At 62.9% G+C, this 19530-nt stretch carries 10 protein-coding genes and 7 pseudogenes; 7 read left to right on the top strand and 10 right to left on the bottom strand.

The window, feature by feature from the left end:
* Window positions 1–20: 20 nt before the first annotated feature.
* Both CKW46_RS23545 and CKW46_RS23540 read right to left on the bottom strand, forming a co-directional pair.
* A pseudogene (locus CKW46_RS23545) lies at window positions 21–371 on the bottom strand (PPE family protein); the annotation flags it as partial.
* 126 nt (window positions 372–497) lie between these two features.
* Window positions 498–1691: a PPE family protein gene (locus CKW46_RS23540; RefSeq protein WP_482052472.1), complete on the bottom strand. Its 1194-nt coding sequence runs from the start codon at window positions 1689–1691 to the stop codon at window positions 498–500.
* 542 nt (window positions 1692–2233) lie between these two features.
* Between CKW46_RS23540 and CKW46_RS23535 the strand changes: the two are divergent.
* From CKW46_RS23535 to CKW46_RS23525, 3 genes and pseudogenes are all read left to right on the top strand, one after another.
* Window positions 2234–2557 (top strand): annotated as a pseudogene (locus CKW46_RS23535) (MFS transporter); the annotation flags it as partial.
* A 735-nt stretch (window positions 2558–3292) separates the two neighbouring features.
* Window positions 3293–4622 (top strand): annotated as a pseudogene (locus CKW46_RS23530) (PPE domain-containing protein).
* A gap of 954 nt (window positions 4623–5576) precedes the next feature.
* Window positions 5577–6989 (top strand): MFS transporter, encoded by a 1413-nt coding sequence (locus CKW46_RS23525; RefSeq protein ID WP_252872275.1) that lies wholly within the window; start codon window positions 5577–5579, stop codon window positions 6987–6989.
* Between the two features lie 163 nt (window positions 6990–7152).
* Here the strand turns inward: CKW46_RS23525 and CKW46_RS23520 are convergent, their stop codons facing one another.
* The 6 genes and pseudogenes from CKW46_RS23520 to CKW46_RS23495 all read right to left on the bottom strand — a co-directional run bounded on the left by CKW46_RS23520 (window position 7153) and on the right by CKW46_RS23495 (window position 12854).
* Window positions 7153–7425 (bottom strand): DUF6955 family protein, encoded by a 273-nt coding sequence (locus tag CKW46_RS23520; RefSeq protein WP_252872276.1) that lies wholly within the window; start codon window positions 7423–7425, stop codon window positions 7153–7155.
* A 35-nt stretch (window positions 7426–7460) separates the two neighbouring features.
* A pseudogene (locus CKW46_RS23515) lies at window positions 7461–7910 on the bottom strand (sulfate adenylyltransferase); the annotation flags it as partial.
* A gap of 15 nt (window positions 7911–7925) precedes the next feature.
* The gene (locus tag CKW46_RS23510; RefSeq protein WP_265339387.1) at window positions 7926–8060 is read right to left on the bottom strand and encodes a hypothetical protein; all 135 of its coding nucleotides are present in this window, start codon (window positions 8058–8060) and stop codon (window positions 7926–7928) included.
* A gap of 71 nt (window positions 8061–8131) precedes the next feature.
* Window positions 8132–9601, bottom strand: a complete 1470-nt coding sequence (locus CKW46_RS23505; RefSeq protein ID WP_482052471.1) for an MFS transporter — start codon at window positions 9599–9601, stop codon at window positions 8132–8134.
* A 763-nt stretch (window positions 9602–10364) separates the two neighbouring features.
* A complete protein-coding gene (stf0, locus tag CKW46_RS23500) occupies window positions 10365–11168 on the bottom strand; it encodes a trehalose 2-sulfotransferase (protein ID WP_482052470.1) in 804 nt (267 codons plus the stop codon).
* Between the two features lie 87 nt (window positions 11169–11255).
* A complete protein-coding gene (locus CKW46_RS23495; protein ID WP_482052469.1) occupies window positions 11256–12854 on the bottom strand; it encodes a PucR family transcriptional regulator in 1599 nt (532 codons plus the stop codon).
* Window positions 12855–12938: 84 nt separating this feature from the next.
* Between CKW46_RS23495 and pruA the strand changes: the two genes are divergently transcribed.
* Window positions 12939–14570, top strand: a complete 1632-nt coding sequence (pruA, locus tag CKW46_RS23490; RefSeq protein ID WP_012395822.1) for an L-glutamate gamma-semialdehyde dehydrogenase — start codon at window positions 12939–12941, stop codon at window positions 14568–14570.
* Window positions 14570–15529, top strand: a complete 960-nt coding sequence (locus tag CKW46_RS23485) for a proline dehydrogenase family protein (RefSeq protein ID WP_015356811.1) — start codon at window positions 14570–14572, stop codon at window positions 15527–15529. The genes pruA and CKW46_RS23485 overlap by 1 nt, the downstream gene beginning before the upstream one ends.
* A 26-nt stretch (window positions 15530–15555) precedes the next feature.
* Here the strand turns inward: CKW46_RS23485 and CKW46_RS23480 are convergent, their stop codons facing one another.
* Window positions 15556–16185: a TetR/AcrR family transcriptional regulator gene (locus CKW46_RS23480; protein ID WP_015356810.1), complete on the bottom strand. Its 630-nt coding sequence runs from the start codon at window positions 16183–16185 to the stop codon at window positions 15556–15558.
* Between the two features lie 7 nt (window positions 16186–16192).
* Window positions 16193–16483 (bottom strand): annotated as a pseudogene (locus CKW46_RS23475) (thiolase C-terminal domain-containing protein); the annotation flags it as partial.
* Between the two features lie 144 nt (window positions 16484–16627).
* On the opposite strand from CKW46_RS23475, the pseudogene CKW46_RS23470 reads away from it, so the two are divergent.
* Both CKW46_RS23470 and CKW46_RS23465 read left to right on the top strand, forming a co-directional pair.
* Window positions 16628–17831 (top strand): annotated as a pseudogene (locus tag CKW46_RS23470) (ISAs1-like element IS2404/ISMul1 family transposase).
* Between the two features lie 475 nt (window positions 17832–18306).
* A pseudogene (locus CKW46_RS23465) lies at window positions 18307–19510 on the top strand (ISAs1-like element IS2404/ISMul1 family transposase).
* Window positions 19511–19530 lie beyond the last annotated feature (20 nt).

Below are 19530 nucleotides of genomic sequence, written 5' to 3'. Positions count from 1 at the left end.
GCCTCGGTCGCAGCGATGGCCGGCGTGTTCTGCCCGAAAAAATTGGTTGCGATCAGTGTCGCCAACTGAATTCGGTTGGCGGAGACGATCGGCGGGGGAACGGTAGCGGTGAAGGCCATTTCGAACGCCACCGCGGCCCCGCGAGCCTGACTGGCGGTTTGCTCAGCCTGTGCGGCCATCGTCGTCGCCCACGCCACGTGCGGCATCACCGCGGCGGCGACCATCAATGCTGTTGCACCGGAACAAGTCTGGCCCAGTAGTTCGGCCAGTACCGAAGAAGTGCCGGACGCGTAGAGCTCCAGTTGAGCGGCGACTGCGTCCCAGGCGGATGCGGCCGCCAGCAACGGTCCGGATCCCGGACCGGAATACATCCTGGCCGAGTTGATCTCGGGCGGTAGCGCCCCGAAATCCGACATCGGCGTTCCTTTCTCAACGGTCGGCCGGTCGAATCCGCGGGCCGCGGTCGCGGCGATCGCTTAGAGCTCAGGGGCCGGGGGCTAGCCGCCTAGGGAAGGACGAGGCATCTTGAATTGGCGCGCCCCGACCCGCAGCATGTTGTTTACCGTCGGGCGCAGCACCGATGCTGTCGCGCCGGCGCCCGCGGGCGGCACGTCATTCCACATGTTCGTCGCCGGGATCTCCTGCCACGATGGGCCGCTGTCGAGTTCGGCGTCCGAGAGCCAGTGCGGGTCGGCAATGGCCGAGGCCGCCGGGTTTGTCGCCGCCCAGCTCTGCGGAACCGACAATTTGCCCAACGTTGTTGAGGTGCCCGCGCTCGCCAGCACCGGGCCACCGGAGCCGCTCCAACCTGCCCGTGCCGCCTCGGTACTGACTGCCGAGGTGGCCGCCTTGGCGGCATCGTGACTCGCCTGGATAGCCGACCGGTAGATGCCGCTGTAGCCGCTCAGTGCCGAGGTGCTGGTTCGGCTGAAGTTCGAGGCCAAACTAGCGGGGCCGGTGAGGGTGTTGAAGGCGCTGAAGGCGCTGAGCACGGGTGTGGACGCTGAGGATGCGGCTGAACTTGAAGATCCGGCTTGGGCGAGGCTCTGCAATTGTTGGGGCACGCCCGACATCAGCTGGGACAGCACCGCCTGCACGTTTCCGGGGGCTGAAGCGCCGGCGGCCTGGTCCACCGCTGCGGCCTGGGCGGTTTGGCCGGCGGGCACGGTCGTAGTTGGCGGCTGGGTGAATTGCGTCAGCAGGGTCGCTGCCGAGGACGATGAAGCGTAGCCGTACATGGCGGCGGCATCTTGAGCCCACATTTCCTGGTAGGCCGCTTCGGTTTCGGCGAGCCTGGCGCTGTTCTGACCGAAGAGGTTGGTGAGAATCAGCCCGGCCAATTCGGCGCGGTTGGCCGTGACAAGTGTTGGTGGCACCGTCGCCGCGAAAGCGGATTCGTAAGCGGCGGCCGCCGTACGAGCCCTAGGGGCGGTTTCCTCGGCCTGGACCCCTGCGGCGGTCATCCACGACACGTAGGGGGTGACCGCGTTGGTCATCGCAACAGCGGCACCGCCAGACCAGCTTTCGCCGTGCAATCGGGTGATCTCCGACGCGTAGCCGCGGGAAACGGAATCCAGGCCATTGGCCAGCACATCCCATGCCGCGGCGGCCGCCATCAAGGGTGTCGAACCCGGCCCCGAATACATCCTGGCTGAGTTGATTTCTGGCGGCAGGGCCCCGTAATCCAGCATTAGTTTGCCCCCTACTCGTCGGCTCTTGGAGACCGGGACCGAATGCCCCTGCGATCCGGGTGCTCGATCGCCACGTCAGTGGTTTTCGTGTTCTGAATGCAGCGAGTTTCACCACGCATCAGACGAATACGCGATCAGCGCGCTTTACCGGCCGACTCGATGGCATGACATCTCGACAATGCGGGCGGCGTGGACCCAGCCGTCTTGATGCATGTCGACGAAAACTCAACGATCATTTGGCATCCTCCGCGTCACGTCCGGCGGCGCAATTGCGCAGCCGGAAACCGAACTGTTCCGCAGGACCGTTGGCCGTCGATGACCGCAGTTATGGCGAGCCCCACCGCCATTGCACGTCGATTTTTACTCAACGCGATTTCACCGTCTGTTAATCAGTCAAACCGAACTCCTGGTGCCCGACAACTCGAAGATTGCTATGCACAGGAGATTTCCAGCAGATTGCACCAGTTCGCCCAGGCAGGCCGCCGGCGCTTCGGGCCCCGGAGTCTGGCACGGCGGCGTTGGAATCCGGGCGTGAGCGGGTCGGGCACGAAGCTCCGTATCTGGTGTGTGCGGTCTACCTGGTACTGCTTGCCATCGCCGGACTGGGTGCGGCGCTGTTCATGGACAACCTGACCCACGTCATCGAGTTAGCCCACGTCCGCTCGGTACTCGAGGTGCCCGATTCGTGGGGCATCGCGCTGCTCTATTTGTGCTGTTCGGGTTCGTTCTTGGGTTTCGCGTTCGCTTTCGGCGAGGTGCTTGGGCACAACTTCGCTGCCGCGGGAGAATCCCATGCGCAAGCCTCGCTGCATGCCGCAGAGATCGCGTTCATCGGGCCGCTGCTCGGGTCGTTGTCGGTGCTCGTGCCACCGTAGGCGCCGTCGGTCGCAGCAACGGCCGGCGTGTTCTACCTACCGTTAGCCACTGCTACGGCTGAATCGGCGATATCGAGTCTGTAGGTCAAGGTCGTCTCTGCATGCAAGTGGGCCGGGTGTCCTCGGTACAACGGACCGGAGTTGGTTTCCCAAGGCTTACAACACTTCTGTGCGAATAGGACCGGGATGGTCTACATCCGGCCGCCTCAAAAGTGGGCTGGAATCGGTAAACGGGGACTCGCCAGACTCGCTTTTGGTCATGATCACTCGGACGTGGGTGATACAGGCGTTATGAAAAATCTATGAGTGAATAGCGTTTGCCCAGGAAGGCTTGCGCCGGCTCCGGATGGCTTAGGTAACGTCCACGCTGGAAGTGTCGTGAAGCTTTCGGGCCAACGCTGATCGGTGCAGGCGCGAGAGGTGCTTCGCGGGTGATTGGTATCGCCGATGGTCCTGGCGTGGTGTCGAACGGCACATGAATAACGTTGCAAGGCACAGGAATGGATGGCGCTGGTCAAGCTGGACGCAATGAGAATGATGTCGCCGGCCGTGCCGGCCGATCGGTTAGGGGTCGACGGCGACGATCATTTGAGCACCAGCCGATGTAGATGCGGAGGCGGGGCGCGTATCGCTTGAGTAAATGGTCTCTGCGGCGTTGCTGGACCGAATCACGGGTCCTGCGTTGGGTGTAGAGATGCGACGACGAGTAGTTCCAGGAGGGCTTTGATGGCGGCGTCTGTTTGGATGGCTTCGCCGCCGGAGGTGCATTCGGCGTTGTTGAGCGCGGGCCCGGGCCCCGGCCCATTGTATGAGGCCGCGACGGCATGGACGGCACTTTCTGCCGAACACGCCTCGGTAGCAGAGGAGCTCACCACCTTGCTGGGTGGAGCGGCCGCCGCGTGGGAAGGCACAAGCGCGCAGAGCTATGTCGATGCGCACGCGCCGCATTTGGCGTGGTTGACCACCACCAGCGCCGACTACGCGGCGACGGCGGCCGAGCACGAGGTGGCGGCCGGGGCCTACACCAGTGCGCTGGCTGCGATGCCGACACTGGCGGAGCTGGCCATCAACCACACCACCCACACGGCGCTGTTAGCGACCAATTTCTTTGGGCTTAACACCATCCCCATCGCGGTCAACGAAGCCGACTACGTGCGGATGTGGATCCGTCGTCTCGGGCACGACACTGGCCTCGATGCCCCACACCACACCAGCCCCGCCCATACTCAAAGCCCAGATCGGCACAACCAGCGCTCTGGCGGCGACCGGCCAACCCGGCATACTCTCGCTTTTTTGGGATGGCATTCTGCTGCTCTTGCAAGTTCCTGGCGAACTTCTCGCCCTCCTTCTGGCGGGACAATTTCTGCCGGCCCTGGTGCTTGCCCTGCTGGCCGTGGGTGCAATCTTTCTGCTTCCGGTTGCGCTTGTCTTGGACATTCTCACAGCCTTTCCCATTTTGGTTCAGATACTGGCTTGGCTGATAGCGTTGTCCGTCGCGCTTGCCGTGCTGCTCTCTCCTTTGATCGCGGTTTTAGCGGCACTGTCCGCGGTTTTAGCGCCACCGGTTTCGGCGGTGTTTCTTGCGTCGGGGATTGCCACGGCTGTGGCGTTGACCGGCACTGAGCGCGGCTTATCGGCTGCGTTCGATATTGATATCGCCCGAAACCTCCCATTGCTGCCAAGCTTGTACGCGCAGCCAGCAACTTTGCCCACCGGGCCCGCCAACGCGGGACTGGCAACAGCGAGTGCCGCCCCCGTTGCTGCACATACCGCGACAGCCTCGTCGGCGAATCAGCCTTTTGCAATGGAACCGACGGGCAATCGACCGTCGGGCACCATGCCGGAAACCCTGCTGACATCGGCGCCAGCTGCCGCATCGCTAAGCCCGGTAGCTGCGGCGATGTTCGGTGAACACCAGGTGCGGACACTGGGCTTCGCGGGAACCTCCCCTACGGAGTCTCTTCAATCCCCAGCCGGGATAGCGGTTCTCGAACCCAGCCATCACGGCGGAGACCCACAACTGCCGATGCTGCCCACCACCTGGGGCCCCAGCTAAACCAACGGCTGGTCCTGCCCTAATGGCGATGCCAACCCGTGGTTCACCGACCTGGCCCCGGCCGAGGAGCGCCGCGCTCAAGCCGTCCACCCGGCCAGTTATTTCGGAATCTGCCGACCGGAGCCCCGATTGCGTTGTGGTCGTGTGACATACGGAACTACTTGGCTCAGCGAAGTGGAGCTACCATCTACGTCTGGGCGCCTTGGACATCTTCTCGCGCTACGTCGTGGGCTTGTGTCGTGCTTCCGGCCCCGGAGTCTGGCGCGCCGGCGTTGGAATCCGGACTCGTGCAGGAGAACAGAACTCGGGCTGGGAGGTCAATAATATCTGGCCATGAATTGGCCCGGCGGCCTCTCGGAGAATCAGGGTGTGAGCGGGTGCATACGGTCGCTGGATGTACCGATCCAGTCTGCTGGAAATCTCCTGTGCATGCGCCGTATCGAGTTGTTGAGCGCCCCGAATTCGGTTTGACTAGTTGGACCAGCTAGCAATCTTTTTTCGACCCAAGATGGCGGTGGGGCTCGCCATAACCGCGCGTCGATTATCGACGGCCAACGGTCCCTGCGGAACAGATCAATATTCGGCTTGCCAAACATGCGGGCGACATGTGACGCGGAGGATGGCAAGTGTTCTTACAGTTTTCGTCAACATGTGCTGACGGGTTGTTTAGGCCGGCCTCGGGCGCGGCCGGATCATCGGCGGGACTCCCCGCGGCGACGGCCCGGTATGCTTGGACGCGCCCGAAGCGGCATCCGGCGGTCCAAGAACAGCCCTCGTGTCGGTACATCTCCACGCGCTGTGTGCGGGCAAGCCCGGTGTGGTAGCGAAATGGCAACAACTCCAGCGGTTTTCGATGAAGAGACCGACTCCCCGATACGCCCTGCGTTGGACTCCCGGGCAACTAGTAGTGATTCGATGATTCACCCGACGTCGTCTGTGAAAGGTAACTACCGCATGGCGCCTACCCATCGCATCGCAGATTGGGATCCTGAGGACGTATCGGCCTGGAATGCCGGCAATAGTGTCATCGCTAGGCGAAATCTCATCTGGGCCAACGTGACCGCACATGTGGGCTTCTCGATCTGGTATCTGTGGTCGGTCATGATGCTGTTCATGCCGCAGTCGGTCTACGGTTTCTCGACCGGGGACAAGCTGCTGCTGGGCGCCACAGCCACGTTGGTCGGAGCGCTGGTGCGTATTCCCTATGCGATGGCAACCACGAGATTCGGTGGCCGCAGCTGGGCTGTGTTCTCGTCAGCCGTGTTGTTCATCCCCACCATCGGGGCGGTAGTGCTACTGGCCAACCCGGGTCTGCCGTTGTGGCCGTATCTGGTGTGTGCGGCGCTTACCGGCCTGGGGGGTGGCAACTATGCCGCCTCGCTATCGCACGCTGAAGCGTTCTACCCTCAGCGTCTGAAGGGGTTCGCCTTGGGGCTTACCGGTGGCTTGTCCAACCTGGGGTCGGCGGCCATTCAGGCGGTGGGCCTTGTGGTCTTGGCCACCGCCGGGCACGAAGCTCCGTATCTGGTGTGTGCGGTCTACCTGGTACTGCTTGCCATCGCCGGACTGGGTGCGGCGATGTTCATGGACAATCTGACCCACGTCATCGAGTTAGCCCACGTCCGCTCGGTACTCAAGGTGCCCGATTCATGGGGCATCGCGCTGCTCTATTTGTGCTGTTCGGGTTCGTTCTTGGGTTTCGCGTTCGCTTTCGGCCAGGGGCTTCAGCACAACTTCGCTGCCGCTGGAGAATCCCATGCGCAAGCCTCGCTGCATGCCGCAGAGATCGCGTTCATCGGGCCGCTGCTCGGGTCGTTGTCGCGCATCTTCGGCGGCAGGCTGGGGGACCGGGTAGGAGGTGGTCGTGTCACCTTCGCGGCGTTGGCGGCGATGATCGTGGCCGGCGGATTCCTGGTCGCGGTCAGCACCCACGACGATCTCACCCGTGGCCCCAACGGCCAGGTGACGGGCACCACAATGATCGGCTACATCTGTGGCTTCATCGCGCTGTTCATCTTCTGCGGCGTCGGCAAGGGGTCGGTCTTCAAGTTGATCCCCTCGGTGTTTCGGGAGCGCAGTCGTTCGCTGAATCTCGACGGGGCTCAACGCCGCCACTGGGAGCGCGTGATGTCGGGTGCGCTGATCGGATTCGCCGGCTCCCTCGGGGCGCTGGGGGCAATGGCGATCAACCTGGTGTTGCGCCAGTCCTACGTGAGTACGGGCACGGAGACACCCGCGTTCTGGATCTTCTTGCTGTGCTACATCGCCGCCGCAGCACTGACCTGGGTTCGGTATGCGCGTCCGCGCGGGGTGTTGTTGCCAGCCGCTGCGCCACTGCCGGCCGCGGCTGAGGTTCCCGTCACGTAAAAGCCCGCGTCCGAACCGGTTTGGATCAATGATGTGGTGGCCACTCGTTTGCAAGACCGCTTGATTCAGCGGGTCTGGTCCGCTGATCGTCGGTAACGGCCGCGGCCCCGCCCCCAGATGGAGGCGGGGCCGCGGCGTTACCCGGCGACGGGGCTGTGGGAGGCTATGCCTCCTCGAGGAAGCGCCCCGTGACGTCAGAACCCGTCGACCGCATGGTGATCGACAGGTTTAGCAACTTGTCCTTGGCCTGCTTTGGCAGCAACTCGATAGAGCGGGTGGTCGCAGAGTCGTACTTGGCCGACCCATACCGCTGCAGGATGAGATCTTTTTGCTCTTCCGTGGTGGAGATCGCCAGGAGTTTCATGCCGGCAAATGCTTCCTCGGCCAATTGCGCCATCCCCGCCTGCTCTAGGGCTGCTAGCCGCTCGTCGTTGATCTACACATTGATCTTGATGGCTCCAGCGGTTTTGTTCATGCGTCGAATTCCTCCAATTGTTCCAGCTCGAAGACCGGCATTCTGTCGTTCAGATAGCTTTCGCTGACAAAGGGCGAACCTTGTCCGTGCTTGGCCGCACAGTCCATCACCACTTCGAACACTTCGTGGCGCATCACTCGCTGCGTCGGTTTGACTTCGTCGGTCAGGATGCTTCGAATGACGCTGCCGCTGAAACTCTGCGCCTTCGAATCATGGCCGCACAGGGCGGAGTTGGTGACTTCCATGCATCCCGGGCAGTACCAGTTTTCCCGGAGGAATACCGGTTTGATCGATAGCTCGTCCCGGTGTTGCTTGAGCAAATTCTGTGCATCATAGGGGTCGTAGAAGTCGCCGACACCGGCGTGGTCGCGGCCGAACATGTGATGTGTGCACCCGAGATTCGTCCTGAGAATCGCGTGGAAGATGGCCTCTCGGAGCCCTGGGTGACCGGTGAGGTGTCGTCACCGTGATCGGCCTTTCTCGGTCACCTCCGGATTCTGGCGATACTTGAGAGTCAGCTTTCCGGCCTCGACCGCGATGGCGGTGACCTGCTCAAGATGTTTATCGGCCAACGCCGTACTGACTGCTTCGTACACTATGCCTCCCATTGCGTGGTTATTCCCCTCCTCGGCTTGGCGGCATCGGATATGCCACCCCACGATCTAGTTCAGGTCGTGATCGACTCCGCCGCGGTTGGTTCGGCGGCCGACTCTGCCGACGGCTGGGGTGCGGATGCCGGAAGTGGAGCGGGCTGGCCCGCCGCACCGGCGGCGGTTTCCGTCGGCCGCACGTAGCGCACCCAGGTCAGGATGGCCGCGCCGATATAACACGCGAAGAAGATCCAGAATGCGGGCGTTTCCGTGCCGGTGCTGACGTAGGACTGCCGCAGTGCCATGTTGATCCCGACCCCGCCCAACGCGCCGAAGGAACCGGCGAACCCGATCAGGGCTCCGGACCGGACTCGTGCCCAGTGGTGGCGTTGGGCAGTGTTCAGGCTCAGCCCGCGGCTGCGTTCCTCGAACACCGACGGAATCAGCTTGTACACCGCGCCCTTGCCCGCTCCGCAGACGATGAACAGCGCGATAAAGCCCACGATGTATCCGGCCATCATGAAGCCGGTCACCGGATCGCCGCGCTCCTCCGCCGCGTCGGCGTAGATGCTGACGCCGACCAAGAATCCGCCGGCCAGGATCGCCGCAGAGAAGACGGTGAGAGTGACGTGACCACCGCCAAAGCGATCGCTGAGCTTGCCCCCGACGATCCTTGCCAGTGAGCCCAACAGGGGACCGATGAACGCGATTTGGGCGGCGTGCAGTGACGCATGCGCCTGGGTTTCCCCGGCTGCCGCGAAGTTGTGCTGCAGCACCTGGCCGAACGCGAACGTGAAGCCGAGGAACGAGCCCGACGCGCACATGTAGAGCAGCGAGATCGTCCACGAATCGGGCACGGTGAGAATCGACCGCAGGTTGTTCAACGACAGACCGGTGCGGTGGGCTACCACGTCGTCCATGAACAATGCCGCACCGATGCCGCCAATGGTCAGCAGCACCAAATAGATTGCGCATACCCAATAGGGAGCCGCGTGGCCCGCGGTGGCCAGGACAACGAGTCCGACCATCTGGACGGCGGCAGATCCGAGGTTGGCCATGCCGCCGGTCAAGCCGAGCACAAAGCCCTTGAGTCGTTGCGGAAAAAGGCCGTCGACCTTGGCCAGTGAACCCGAATAGTTGCCGCCCCCTAAACCGGTGAACGCGGCACACACGAGGTAGGGCCACAGCGGCAGGCCCGGGTGAGCCAGCAGCACGATGGTTCCGAGGGTGGGGATCAACAGCACAAGTGAGGAGATTGTGGTCCAGGTGCTTCCGCCAAACCAGTTGGCCGTCATCGCATATGGGATGCGCACCAGCGCTCCGACCAATGATGCGGTGGCGTCCAGCAGTAGCTTGTCGCCGGTGGTGAAACCGTAGATGGACTGCGGCATGAACAGCACCATCACCGACCAGAGGTACCAAACCGAAAAGGCGATGTGCGCATTGAGGACTAACCAGGTCAGGTTCCGGCGGGCAATCGCATAGTTCCCGTTTGCCCAGGCCACCGTGTCTTCTGGATGCCAGTCAGTGATGCGCGAGCGCGCCATAGGCTGCGAACCTTTCGGGTTGATGGTGGACGGCGATCGGCGATGCCGGGGTGCTTGCCTTGGGCTGTGCCGCGCCGAAAGGCAATCGAGCGTCCAGCGGGTTGGCGTCGGTCTCAGCGACGGGAACCCGGGGAATGCGCACGTGGGCAGGCGTTGTCCCGCACGGGAGTTGCATGAATTGCTTGACAGCAGTATATGCGCGGCCGAATTCGCCGCAGTCGAGCTGCTTGCCGAAGTCGTGCGAGCCGAAGTTGTGCGAGGGGGCCGGCGCAAGTGCGACGCGGTGCCGACCGTAGTCGAGTATGAAAAACCAACGGTCACAAGGCCCCCTTCCCCGCGTCACAGGTGGCTGCACAATTGGCAGCCACGTATTGACTGTTCCGCAGGGACCGTTGGCCATCGCTTTCGCGACGGGCGGTTATGGCGAGCCCCACCGCCGTTATGCGCCGCAATCGCCCCGGCGCACCTTTATAACGTCCTTGAAGCTATAGGTTGACAGTTAAACCGAGCTATGGTGCTTCGACAACTCGACCGGGGGGATGCACAGCAGACTTCCAGCTGACTTCATCGGTATGTCCAGACTGTGGGTGTGGCTTTCCGGGCAGGGCGCGGCTACGGTGCGATCGACGATGGCCGCGTCGTGCCGCAACTCCGCGTCGGGGTGGTAGCGCCCGCCATTGTGTGGGTGAAATGTGCTGCCGTACTTAATCAATTGCGGACGCGCTCAGGGGCCGAGGTGGCCGCTGAAGGTTGATGTCGGGGGCTACGTGGGTAGGCCCGCTCTTTCGGCATCTGCGCGATAGCGGTCCACCCACTCGTCGGAACGTTCGTTGGCTTGTCGAACCAGCGGTGCGGTGGGCGCCAGCCGTGCGTCGAGCCCCAACGCTTCCAGGATGTTGCCGACCAGCTCGGTTACATTGCGCCACAGCACCGGGTAGGAGATCTCCATCGGTGCAATGCCCTCTTCGGCGAACCAGCTTCGCCAACCCTGTTCCTGCGCGCGGAGCATGCTCACCACATGGGCGATCGCGCCGGCGTGATAGCTGGCACGAGCGTCGCGTGCCGGGTCGGGGTGGCCTCGCCAGACTCCGGTCTGTACCGCGCGCCAGAACGACACTGCCTGCGACACCACATCGGGACGGTAGACATAGACCAGGAGGGGGTTCTCGCCGATCACGTCGCGGATCGCGGCCGACCGCCCGTCGCCCGATCGATTCGGGAGCTGCCTTGCCCGGTTCAGCAGCAGGGGAGTCTGATTCCACATCAGTTTGCCGCCCCAGACCCCGTTGGGTGTTCGCCCTACGGTGCGGACGTAGTCACGCCAGATTTCGGGCGGCGCCAGATCCGGCTTACCTTCGTCCAGCGGATCGAGCAGGCGCAGGATCGAGGCGTCCTCGACGCCGGCGAACCACTCGCGCGGCTGTGGAGGCTGGCTGGTGGTGGGCAGATACTGAAAGAACTCCTGAGGCTCGCCGGCGACGCCGGTGGCGCGCAATGATTCGACCAACAGCGTGCTGCCGCTGCGCTGGGAGGCTAGAACCAGATACGACGACGGGCTATCTGCCACGAAGGAAGACTAACGCGTGGCAAATTCGCGGCAAGGGCGAAAATTGGTTTCACGCTGAAGATTACTCTTGTATGCGACCGCAGTTGGCTAACTGGAGCGGTCGGTAGCCCGTAAGCCCAGCGAAAAGACCAGCCGTACATCGGGATCGGCGAAGGAGGTTGACAACAGCTTCTCGACGCGCCGAATGCGGTAGCGAACGGTGTTGGGATGTACCTGCAGTGACTGCGCGGCTAGGCCGATATCGCCGAAGCTGTCGAGATAGACACGCAACGTGTCGGCCAGCACTGGATCCTTGGCGCGCAGGTCGGGTATCCGGGGATCTATCAGCCGTGCATCGTTGCCGACCAGGGTGACGATCTCGTCAAGCAGCACGGTGGTGCGTGCTTCGGCCAGTGAGGTCACCCGACCGATCGAAATGGGGTGGCGCTCGGCGCTGTCCAGCACGCGATCCACTTCGACACGCGCCGAGGCAAGTCCATCCAGGCCCGCAACCGGTGCGGCGATGGTTGCCCGCAACTCCACCCCCAGCTCGCTGCGCAGCGCGCTGATGGTGCCGCGAACCCAGGAGGTCAGTGAACGCGCGGTCGCGGTCTGCGGCAGCACGACGTAGATGCGCGATCCATTGGTGCCGACTTGGGCGTCACGCCGAAATGCGCTTGCACTCAGCGCTAGTACATCGGCGAGACGGGACTGGTTGTCGTCGGCTTCGATGGTGTCGAACCCGATCAGGGCGGCGTTTCCGTCAGCGGATAGACCGAGTTCGCGCGCGATGGCGGTGACGTCCGCGGGTGCCGCGGTGGGGTCAGGATCGGCTAGGCCCAGTAGCTGCTGCACTCGCCGGGCGTGCGTGGATGGGCGCGATGCCAGGCGTGTCATGATGCGGGCGCCCAGAACCGCCGCGCCGCGCAGCACTTCGTCGGCGTCCTCGGCCAGCGGCTGGGAGCCTTGTTGAACCCAGATGGATCCGGCGAACACCGGTGGGCGCCGTGCGGCGACCGGTGGCTGATGAATACCGATGGCCAATCGCGGACGCAGGCCTAGTACGGGGCGCTCGGCCACGCGCACCACCTCGCTGCCGGAGCGAAGCGCATCGAAGATGCCCCACTCGCCGATCCACTTGAGATGCTCGGGTGGACCCGCACGCCCCAGAATGGAGAGCCGGCGCAGCTCGTCGGCCTCGTCGCTGGAAGCCGAATAGGCGAGTACGTGAGACTGAGCGTCCTCGATGCTGACCATGCCGTGGATACGGTCGGCCAGCGACTGGGCCAGGCCGAACAAATCGGTGCCCGAGTCATCGGTGATCCGGTCCCCGTGGTGCTCGAGTACGTGGTTGACCAGACGGTACAGCCGCTCGCAGCGGGCCTGGGGCTCCACCGCCACCACCGCTGCCCCGGAGCGGACGGCCTTGGCCACCACCGCGTCCGACGGTTGCTTGACGAATATCGCCACCGGGGTCCCGGCCTGCCCGTCGATCCACCGCAACGCTTCGTGGTCGGTGACACCGAGCAGGAAAAAGATGTCGGCCGAGCCAGCCGCCGCCGCCAGACCCAGCCGCACATCGTCGGAATCGACCAAGGCTGCCGAGGCCACCGGAAGGTCTAGGCCACGCGGGGCTTCCACCAGGCTGACCAGCGTCGCATCCAGGGCGAGCAGTAGTTGGCCCAAGCCGACGCCAGCCACTCCCATGTTGTCCGATAGTACTAGTGCTGATCGTCAATCTTGTCCGATCGGCTAATCGATTCGAGCCTGCCGGCAGGGATGCTGGCAGGCATGGACGCGATTACCCAGGTGCCGATTCCCGCCAACGAGCCGGTCCACAGCTATGCGCCGCACTCACCCGAACGGTCTCGCCTGAAAAGCGAGTTGATCGCTTTGGCGCAACAGCCGATCGACCTGCCGCACGTGATCGGCGGTAAACACCGGATGGGCGACGGCGAACGTATCGACGTCGTGCAGCCACACCGGCACGCCGAACGGCTGGGCACCTTGACCAACGCCGTCCACGCTGACGCCACGGCGGCAATAGAGGCCGCCATGGCCGCCAAGAACGGCTGGGCCGCCATGCCGTTCGACGAGCGCGCCGGGGTTTTCCTGCGGGCGGCCGACCTGCTGGCCGGGCCATGGCGGGAAAAGATCGCGGCGGCAACGATGCTCGGCCAGTCGAAGTCGGCATACCAGGCCGAAATCGACGCACCGTGCGAGTTGGTCGACTTCTGGCGCTTCAACGTAGCTTTTGCTCGCCAGATCCTGGACCAGCAACCGGTCAGCGCCAAGGGGGAGTGGAACCGCACCGATCACCGCCCACTGGAAGGCTTCGTCTACGCGATCACGCCGTTCAACTTCACCGCGATCGCCGCGAACTTGCCGACCGCACCGGCACTGATGGGCAACACCGTGGTGTGGAAGCCGTCGGTTACCCAGACCTTGGCGGCCTATCTGACCATGCAGGCGCTCGAGGCCGCCGGACTGCCGCCCGGGGTGATCAACCTGGTCACCGGTGACGGACTGGCGGTTTCGGATGTCGCGCTGACCGATCCGCGGCTGGCCGGCATCCACTTCACCGGGTCGACGGCGACCTTCCAACACCTGTGGCAACAGGTCGGCGCCAACATCGCTTCCTACCAGAGCTACCCCCGGTTGGTCGGCGAGACCGGCGGCAAGGACTTTGTGGTCGCTCATTCCTCCGCGCGCCCGGAGGTGGTGGCTACGGCGCTGATCCGGGGTGCCTTCGAGTACCAGGGGCAGAAATGCTCGGCGGCATCGCGAGCATTCATCCCACACTCGGTCTGGCAACAGATGGGCGACACTTTCCTGGACACCGCCGCCGGGCTGAAATACGGCGACATCACCGACCTGTCCAACTTTGGTGGCGCACTCATCGATCGCCGCGCCTTCATCAAGAACGTCGACGCAATCGAACGAGCGAAGGGCGCAGCCGGCGTCACCATCGCCGTGGGGGGCGAATATGACGACAGCGTTGGATATTTCGTGCGACCAACCGTGCTGCTATCCGACGATCCGACCGATGAGTCCTTTGCGACCGAGTACTTCGGACCGGTGCTGTCGCTGCACGTATACCCCGACGACCAGTACGAACGGATCCTCGATGTCATCGACACCGGCTCCCGCTATGCGCTGACCGGCGCCGTCATCGCCGACGACCGCAATGCCGTGCTGACCGCTCAGAACCGGCTGAGGTTCGCGGCAGGAAACTTCTACATCAACGACAAGCCGACCGGTGCGGTCGTTGGCCGCCAGCCCTTCGGTGGCTCGCGCGGCTCGGGCACCAACGACAAGGCTGGATCGCCACAGAATCTGTTGCGCTGGACGTCGACACGCACCATCAAAGAGACATTCGTCCCGGCGACCGACCACACCTACCCGCACATGGAGTCGGACTGATGACCCGCCTATTCGCCCACACGGTCCGCCCCGCCATGCTCGCGGCCAGCCGGGCCGACCGGTTGCGGCGCACCCTGGAACACTCGTCGGTAACCCGTCGAGTGGTGCGCCGTTTTGTGCCCGGTGAGACCGTCGACAGTGTCCTTGACGTTGTTGGTGCGCTGCGTGATTCGGGCCGCTGCGTCAGCATCGACTATCTCGGCGAGAACGTCACCGATGTCGATGACGCGGCCGAGACGGTTCGGGCCTACCTGAACTTGCTCGACGTGATGGGGCGGCGCAACGATGCCGGGCGCGATGGATTGCGGCCGTTGGAGGTGTCGGTCAAGCTTTCGGCCCTGGGGCAGGCCCTGGAACGCGACGGGCAGAAGATCGCGTTGGACAACGCCCGCACCATCTGCGAGCGGGCCGAGCAGGTCGGTGTCTGGGTCACCGTGGATGCCGAAGACCACACGACCACCGAGTCGACGTTGTCCATCGCCGGCGACCTACGTGTCGACTTTGCTTGGCTGGGTACCGTTGTTCAGGCCTACCTGAGGCGCACGCTCGACGACTGTCAGGAGCTCGCGTCGGTGGGTGCCCGGGTCCGCTTGTGCAAGGGCGCTTATGACGAACCCGAATCGGTGGCATACCGCGACCGGGTCGAGGTCACCGACTCCTATCTGAGGTGCCTGCAGGTACTGATGGCAGGTTCCGGGTATCCCATGGTTGCGTCGCACGACCCGGAGATCATTGCCACTGTTGCCGGTATGGCCCACGAGTCAGGGCGCAGCGCAAACGATTTCGAATACCAAATGTTGTACGGCATTCGTGACGAGGAACAGTGGCGACTGGTCGGCGCCGGTAGCCAGGTGCGTGTGTACGTGCCGTTTGGTACCCAGTGGTACGGCTACTTCATGCGCAGGCTGGCCGAACGCCCGGCGAATCTCGGCTTCTTTCTGCGCGCACTGGTGAAATGACCTCGCGCTGAGGGTATTCGCAGCCGTCAGTGTACTTTCGAAACGCCGCGGGCCGGTCGCCAACGGCTATCGGAGAATCCGTCGACCACGTGCGCGCGGACGAACTCGGTGACGGCCTGGGCGTCATCCATGTCGCGTATCGGTGATGGCGTGCTGAACAGCGAGAACAAAATGCGCGCGAACCATTCGGCGGCCGCCTGGACGTCGAGGTCCTTACGGACCTCGCCGGTGAGCTTGGCCGCGGCGAGGTAAGGGGCGAAAAAGTCGATGCATTCGCGCAGCAGCACGGCGGAATCCTTGGTCAGCAACAGGCTGATCGCGTCCTGGTCGAAGTACTTGGCCGAAGCGATCGCCTGCCGGGACTGAGTCACGAATACGGCGGCTTGGCAGAGCTTTTCCTGCAGCGATCCACCTCGGTCCATCGCTTTGGACATTTCGCGATAGAACTGTTCGGAAGCGCGTTCGGCGCAGCCTTCCATGATGGCGGCCTTGTCGCGGAAGTACTCGTAGATGGTGCTTCGAGACACGTTCGCCAGTCTGGCGATGTCGACAATCGTGGTCTTCTGAAAGCCCTGCCGGCGAAAGCACACATACGCCGACCCGATGATGAGTTCGCGGGTGTCGGTTGCCTGAGGCAGGGCGGCGGACTGGGGCATCACGAGCTCATCCGGCGGGGGCAAGAATCAGTCCACTGGTCGGTACCCCGGTTCCCGAGGTGACCAGTACGTGTTCGACGTGGTCGACCTGGTTGTACGAAGTGCCACGCACCTGACGCACCGCCTCGGTTATGCCGTTCATGCCATGGATGTAGGCCTCGCCGAGCAGGCCGCCGTTGGTATTGATCGGCAGTAACCCACCCAGCGACAGGTTCTCCACTGTGGCGAACTCCTTGGCCTCACCGCGTCCGCAGAAGCCGAGTTCCTCGAGCTGGGTGAATACGAACGGGGTGAAATGGCAGGGCTCCGGCGTTGTTGATTAGCAGGCTTGTGAGCTGGGTTGATGATCTTTGGTGCCGCGCTATTGGGGCCGGAGTGTAGGCACGGGCTATCTGGAGAACGATCGAGTTGGTTACTGTTCGTCGTTGGTCTGGAGTTGCCCGTGCCTACCGTTTCAGTATTGCCTGTGTCGTCGGTTCCAGAGGTGTTCGACCGCTGGAGTCCTGGTGAGCGCAGCGAGCTCATCGGATCGGAGTTTCTCGATGTGTTGGCCTCGGTGCCAGACCCGAGGGACCCACGCGGTCGGAGGTATTCGCTGATGGCTTTGTTGGCGATCGCGGTTCTGGCCACTGCCGCGGGGATGCGCGGCTATGCTGGTTTTGCCACATGGGCGGCCACCGCTCCCGATGATGTGTTGGCCTAATTAGGGGTCCGGTTCCGGCGGCCCAGTGAGAAGACCTTCCGCGATGTTTTGTCTCGGCTAGACCCCGCCGACCTCAACGCCAGGATGGGCAGTTACTTCACTGCACACGTGGCCAGCAGCGACCCCAGTGGATTGGTGCCGATCGCGTTGGACGGCAAGATGCTGCGTGGTGCCTTTACGCGCCAAAGCGACAGCCACGCATCTCGTGTCGGTGTTCGCCCACCGTGCCCGATTGGTGCTCGGTCAACTCGCTGTCGCCGAGAAAAGCAATGAAATTCCCTGCGTACGTGCCCTGCTCACGCTGCTGCCGGGTAGCTTGCGGTGGCTGGTCACCGTGGATGCGATGCATACCCAGGTCGTCACCGCGAAGTTGATCTGCGCCACCTTGAAGTCGCACTACCTGATGATCGTCAAGTCCAACCAAGCCAAAATACTTGCGCGTATCACCGCGCTGCCCTGGGCCGAGGTGCCCACAGCCGCTACCGACGACTCCCGCGGCCACGGCCGTGTCGAGACCCGCACCCTGCAAATCATCACCGCTGCACGAGGAATCGGCTTCCCCTACGCAAAACAAATCATCCGGATCACTCGTGAACGCTTGATCACCGCCACCGACCAGCGCAGCGTGGAGGTGGTCTATGCCATCTGCAGCCTGCCGTTCGAGCACGCCCGCCCTACCGCGATCATGACCTGGATGCGTCAACACTGGGGAATCGAGAACAGCCTGCACTGGATACGCGACGTCACCTTCGACGAAGACCGTCAAAGGGCACATACCGGAAACGGCGCACAGGTCCTAGCAACGCTACGCAACACCGCGATCAATCTGCACCGCCTCAACGGCGCCGACAACATCGCCGAAGCCTGCCGGATCACCGCTTTGACCGCCAACCGCCGCCTAGACCTCCTCAATCCACAATTCCCCAGCTCACAAGCCTGCTAATCAACAACGCCGGAGCCCTGGGTGGCATGACCGAAAAATTCATCACAACATCCCCTTCCGGCCGCAACCATCGGCGACCGCCCGCCCAGTTATTGCGACGGAGTCTACATAGATGTCGATTATCGGGAATGACTTTGAGCCACTTGATAATTCATAGTTGAATGAGATATTCAACGACCTGCTAGAAGCGAAATAGATTGTCGCTTAGATTAGTTCATAACGCGATGAAATGTCGCCAACACTCCATTTGGTGAAATTAACCGGAGTTCTTGATAATTCATGGTGCGTTGAAATACGCACAAGGTGCGGACGCTACCGATTGCCAAGGCGGCCAGGGCTCCGGCGTTGTTGATTAGCAGGCTTGTGAGCTGGGTTGATGATCTTTGGTGCCGCGCTATTGGGGCCGGAGTGTAGGCACGGGCTATCTGGAGAACGATCGAGTTGGTTACTGTTCGTCGTTGGTCTGGAGTTGCCCGTGCCTACCGTTTCAGTATTGCCTGTGTCGTCGGTTCCAGAGGTGTTCGACCGCTGGAGTCCTGGTGAGCGTAGCGAGCTCATCGGATCGGAGTTTCTCGATGTGTTGGCCTCGGTGCCAGACCCGAGGGACCCACGCGGTCGGAGGTATTCGCTGATGGCTTTGTTGGCGATCGCGGTTCTGGCCACTGCCGCGGGGATGCGCGGCTATGCTGGTTTTGCTACATGGGCGGCCACCGCTCCCGATGATGTGTTGGCCTAATTAGGGGTCCGGTTCCGGCGGCCCAGTGAGAAGACCTTCCGCGCTGTTTTGTCTCGGCTAGACCCCGCCGACCTCAACGCCAGGATGGGCAGTTACTTCACTGCACACGTGGCCAGCAGCGACCCCAGTGGATTGGTGCCGATCGCGTTGGACGGCAAGATGCTGCGTGGTGCCTTTACGCGCCAAAGCGACAGCCACGCATCTCGTGTCGGTGTTCGCCCACCGTGCCCGATTGGTGCTCGGTCAACTCGCTGTCGCCGAGAAAAGCAATGAAATTCCCTGCGTACGTGCCCTGCTCACGCTGCTGCCGGGTAGCTTGCGGTGGCTGGTCACCGTGGATGCGATGCATACCCAGGTCGTCACCGCGAAGTTGATCTGCGCCACCTTGAAGTCGCACTACCTGATGATCGTCAAGTCCAACCAAGCCAAAATACTTGCGCGTATCACCGCGCTGCCCTGGGCCGAGGTGCCCACAGCCGCTACCGACGACTCCCGCGGCCACGGCCGTGTCGAGACCCGCACCCTGCAAATCATCACCGCTGCACGAGGAATCGGCTTCCCCTACGCAAAACAAATCATCCGGATCACTCGTGAACGTTTGATCACCGCCACCGACCAGCGCAGCGTGGAGGTGGTCTATGCCATCTGCAGCCTGCCGTTCGAGCACGCCCGCCCTACCGCGATCATGACCTGGATGCGTCAACACTGGGGAATCGAGAACAGCCTGCACTGGATACGCGACGTCACCTTCGACGAAGACCGTCAAAGGGCACATACCGGAAACGGCGCACAGGTCCTAGCAACGCTACGCAACACCGCGATCAATCTGCACCGCCTCAACGGCGCCGACAACATCGCCGAAGCCTGCCGGATCACCGCTTTGACCGCCAACCGCCGCCTAGACCTCCTCAATCCACAATTCCCCAGCTCACAAGCCTGCTAATCAACAACGCCGGAGCCCTG

Source organism: Mycobacterium liflandii (genome assembly GCF_022354805.1).
Taxonomy (GTDB): domain Bacteria; phylum Actinomycetota; class Actinomycetes; order Mycobacteriales; family Mycobacteriaceae; genus Mycobacterium; species Mycobacterium marinum.
The sequence above is the reverse complement of the archived record's forward strand: the minus strand, read 5'-3'. Positions and strand labels throughout refer to the sequence as shown.